6 protein-coding genes are annotated in these 4,190 nt (G+C 64.8%); all 6 read right to left on the bottom strand.

What is annotated here, in order from left to right; translation table 11 throughout:
- Positions 1 to 419 (bottom strand): type II toxin-antitoxin system VapC family toxin (locus F0Q45_RS24645; protein WP_149656383.1); only part of this gene is annotated, 419 nt, incomplete at its 3' end.
- 6 nt (positions 420 to 425) lie between these two features.
- A complete protein-coding gene (locus F0Q45_RS24640; RefSeq protein WP_149656382.1) occupies positions 426 to 680 on the bottom strand; it encodes an antitoxin in 255 nt (84 codons plus the stop codon).
- Between the two features lie 63 nt (positions 681 to 743).
- Positions 744 to 1,499, bottom strand: a complete 756-nt coding sequence (gene prcA / locus F0Q45_RS24635; protein WP_149656381.1) for a proteasome subunit alpha — start codon at positions 1,497 to 1,499, stop codon at positions 744 to 746.
- Positions 1,496 to 2,371, bottom strand: a complete 876-nt coding sequence (gene prcB, locus F0Q45_RS24630; protein WP_149656380.1) for a proteasome subunit beta — start codon at positions 2,369 to 2,371, stop codon at positions 1,496 to 1,498. The genes prcA and prcB overlap by 4 nt, the downstream gene beginning before the upstream one ends.
- On the bottom strand, positions 2,368 to 2,562 hold the full coding sequence (locus F0Q45_RS24625; RefSeq protein ID WP_023364687.1) for a ubiquitin-like protein Pup: 195 nt from the start codon (positions 2,560 to 2,562) through the stop codon (positions 2,368 to 2,370). The genes prcB and F0Q45_RS24625 overlap by 4 nt, the downstream gene beginning before the upstream one ends.
- Before the next feature lie 129 nt (positions 2,563 to 2,691).
- Positions 2,692 to 4,188 carry a pup deamidase/depupylase gene (dop, locus tag F0Q45_RS24620; RefSeq protein ID WP_149656379.1) on the bottom strand — a complete coding sequence of 499 codons (1,497 nt, stop codon included), beginning with the start codon at positions 4,186 to 4,188 and terminating at the stop codon, positions 2,692 to 2,694.
- Positions 4,189 to 4,190: the final 2 nt, after the last annotated feature.

Here is a 4,190-nt window from a genome sequence, read left to right as displayed (position 1 = left end):
GGGCGATCCCAACGCACGCCGCCGAACCGGCCGAAATCACTGTCGTAGGACACGATGCTGGCGCGATGCTCAACCGCAAGCGCCGCCAGGTGAGCGTCGTTGACGAGGTTGGCGCCGGTCCCCACGTGGGTCAGCATTCCGGCCAATATTTGAGCATGACCGGCGGTCGGATTGACCAGCACCGCGCTGGGCGCGGCCAGCCAATCCGCGACCTGACTCATCGCAGCATCCGCAGACAGCGGCCGGGGGAACAACCCATCCTTCGTCGCGAGCCGCAGGAACGCCAGTAGCGGCACCCAGGCGAACCCGATGCTGTCGGCACCCGATAGCGAGTTGTCGAGCCAGCGCAGGGACGACTCGTGGTGTTCGCTGGCAGTGTTGACTGCATACAGCAACACATTGGCGTCGACGATCTTCATCGGTTCCTATGACCGACGCCGTTGACGACGCACGAGCTCCTCGTCCTCGAGTTCGGCAACGAGCTGCAATGCCCGGTCGAGATTGACCGCGGGCACGCCCAAGTCAGCGGTGCGGGTCACGAACCGGCGCGGTTCCGGTCTGCCGGAGGCACCATCCCTGATGGCGTCGTTGAGAGCCCTTTTGAATGACACGTGCCGTTCGGCCATCCGGCGCCGCACAATCTGCTCGACGTCGTCGTCCAACGTCACCGTCGTACGCATCTTGACAGCATAGCATCAACGTCATTGACAGCATGCTGTCACAGCAGGCTGCCTAACCTTTGCCTAACCTGACTCGTCCGACGATGTGGCCTCGGAATCCTTGGCACCCCGTCCCCGCAATACCGTTTCCAGCTGGGCCCCGGTAATCCGCCGGAAAGCCCGGCGCGGCCGGTTGGCGTCCAGGATGGCCACCTCCAGGTTGGCGACGCCAAGGCTGGATTGACCGTTGCCGGAGCTATCGGGACTGCCGGCCCGCAGCGCTTCGATCGCGATCCGCAGCGCATCGGGCAGATCGGCGTTCTCGGCGTAAGACTCTTTGAGCGCGGTGGTGATCGGCTCTGTCGTGCCGCCCATCACCACGAAATGCGGCTCGTCAGCAATGGACCCGTCGTAGGTGATGCGGTAGAGCTCGGGCGCTTTGGGCTCGCCGTAGTGTGCGACCTCGGCGACGCACAACTCGACCTCGTACGGCTTGGCCTGCTCGGTGAAGATGGCGCCTAATGTCTGCGCATACACATTGGCCAGTTGGCGTCCCGTGACGTCCCGGCGATCGTAGGCGTAACCGCGGGTGTCGGCGAACTGGATCCCGCCGCGGCGCAGATTGTCGAATTCGTTGAACTTGCCGGCCGCCGCGAAGCCCACGCGGTCGTAGAGTTCGCTGATCTTCTGCAGGGATCGCGACGGATTCTCGGCGACAAACAACACACCGCCCGCGTAGGCCAGCGCCACCACGCTTTTTCCCCGCGCGATGCCCTTGCGTGCGAGCTCGCTGCGCTCGCGCATCGCCTGTTCGGGCGAAATGAAATACGGAAAGCTCACTTCGCACCGCCGTCGGGACCGAACGCGTCAGAGCGCGAACGACTTCCGATCACTTCGCGGGCCAGTTCGGCGATGCGGCTCTCCAGAACGTCGACTGCGCCGTCGGCATCGATGGTGACGGCGGTGGGATAAATTCCGCGAACCAGGTCAGGTCCACCGGTGGCCGAGTCGTCATCAGCGGCGTCGTAAAGCGACTCCACGGCCACCCGCAGAGCCGAGTCAGCATCGGTGACCTGCGAGTACAGCTTCTTGATCGACGACTTGGCAAAGATCGATCCTGAGCCCACCGCCTGGTAACCCTCTTCCTCGATGTTCCACCCGCCGGCCGCGTCGAAGGAGACGATGCGTCCAGCGGTCTGCGGGTCGGAGGCATGGATGTCATAGCCCGCGAGCAGCGGCAACGCCACCAGCCCCTGCAGCGCCGCACCCAAGTTGCCGCGCACCATGATGGCCAGCCGGTTAACCTTGCCGGCGAAGGTGAGCGGCACCCCTTCGAGCTTCTCGTAGTGCTCGAGTTCGACTGCGTACAGGCGAGCGAACTCGACGGCGATCGCGGCGGTGCCGGCGATGCCGGTAGCGGTGTAGTCGTCGGTGATGTAAACCTTTTTCACGTCGCGCCCGGCGATCATGTTGCCCTGGGTGGAGCGCCGGTCCCCGGCGATGACGACACCGCCGGGGTACTTCACCGCGACGATAGTGGTGCCGTGCGGCAGCTGCTCACCGAGCGTGCCCGATTGTGCACCGCCACTGAAGCCCGCTGGCAACAGTTCGGGCGCCTGGCGGCGCAGGAAGTCAGCGAACGATGATAGGTCTATAGCGGATCTGGGCAGTGCCGTTTTTGGGGACAAGCGATCAGGCAACGGCCAGGTCACTGTCCGCCCTTTTGGACGTACGCGCGGACGAAGTCCTCAGCGTTTTCTTCCAGGACGTCGTCAATCTCGTCGAGCAGATCGTCGGTTTCCTCGGCTAGTTTCTCGCGACGCTCCTGGCCCGCGGCCGTGCTGCCAGCGAAGTCGTCGTCGTCTCCGCCGCCGCCACCACGTTTGGTCTGCTCCTGAGCCATCGCCGCCTCCTGCTTCATCATGGCCTTGATTACCGCCCACCGGCACCGCACGCCTGCCGGTCTTTTTCTAACAGTACCGGTCAGCCCCGACGTTTCCGGGCTGAAGCTCCTCGCCGTGCTCAGCAGATCTCAGCTGGTGAGTTGTTCCACCAGCTCGGCGGCGCTGTCCACAGACTCCAGCAACGCTCCAACGTGCGCTTTGCTGCCGCGTAACGGCTCCAGCGTCGGTATCCGCACCAGGGCGTCACCACCCAGGTCGAAGATGACCGAGTCCCAGCTGGCCGCGGCGATATCGGCGCCAAACCTGCGCAAGCATTCGCCGCGGAAATAAGCGCGGGTGTCAGTCGGCGGGTTGTCCACCGCTTCGAGCACCTGATGTTCAGTGACCAGGCGCTTCATCGATCCGCGCGCCACCAGGCGGTTGTACAAACCCTTGTCCAGCCGTACGTCGGAGTACTGCAGGTCGACCAGATGCAGCCGGGGCGCCGACCAGCTCAGATTCTCGCGGTGCCGAAACCCTTCGAGCAGCCGCAGCTTGGCCGGCCAGTCCAACAACTCCGCGCAATCCATCGGGTCGCGCTCGAGCAGGTCGAGCGCGTGTGCCCAGGTTTCCACGATGTGGGAGGCCCGGACGTCGGGGTCGCGGCTATCGACCAGCTTGGCCACGCGGTCGAGGTAGACCCGTTGCAGGGCGAGGCCGGTCAGTTCCCGGCCGTCAACCAGGGCAACGGTGGTCCGTAAGGAGGGATCGCGGCTGATCGCATGCACCGCGTGCACGGGACGGGCCAGCGCCAGGTCGGTCAGGTCAACGCCTTCTTCGATCAGGTCGAGCACCAGCGCCGTGGCTCCCAGCTTCAGATAGGTCGACGTCTCGGCCAGGTTGGCATCGCCGATGATGACGTGCAGCCGGCGGTACCTGTCAGCGTCGGCGTGTGGTTCGTCGCGGGTGTTGATGATGCCGCGTTTCAGCGTGGTCTCCAGACCGACCTCGACCTCGATGTAGTCAGAGCGCTGAGACAGCTGAAAGCCCGGCTCGTCCCCGGAGGGCCCGATACCCACCCGGCCGGAACCGGTTATCACTTGCCGGGATACCAGAAACGGGGTGAGCCCGGCAATGATGGCCGAGAACGGCGTCTGCCGAGACATCAAATAGTTTTCGTGTGAGCCGTAGGAGGCGCCTTTGCCGTCGACGTTGTTCTTGTACAGCTGCAATTTCGCGGCTCCGGGAACGCTGGCGACATGGCGCGCGGCCGCTTCCATCACGCGCTCGCCGGCTTTGTCCCAGATCACCGCATCGAGCGGATCGGTGCATTCCGGCGCGGAATACTCCGGGTGCGCGTGGTCGACGTACAGACGCGCGCCGTTGGTCAAGATCATGTTGGCCGCGCCGACTTCGTCAGCGTCGACCACCGGCGGCGGGCCCGCCGAGCGGCTCAGGTCGAAGCCACGAGCGTCCCGCAGCGGCGATTCCACCTCGTAATCCCAGCGCGTTCGCTTGGCCCGCTGAATGCCAGCGGCAGCAGCGTAGGCCAGCACCGCCTGCGTCGACGTGAGGATCGGGTTGGCGGTCGGGTCCGACGGCGATGAGATGCCGTACTCGACCTCCGTGCCGATAATCCGTTGCATGC

It is taken from the genome of Mycobacterium simiae, from assembly GCF_008370645.1.
Lineage (GTDB): Bacteria > Actinomycetota > Actinomycetes > Mycobacteriales > Mycobacteriaceae > Mycobacterium > Mycobacterium simiae_A.
The sequence above is the reverse complement of the archived record's forward strand: the minus strand, read 5'-3'. Positions and strand labels throughout refer to the sequence as shown.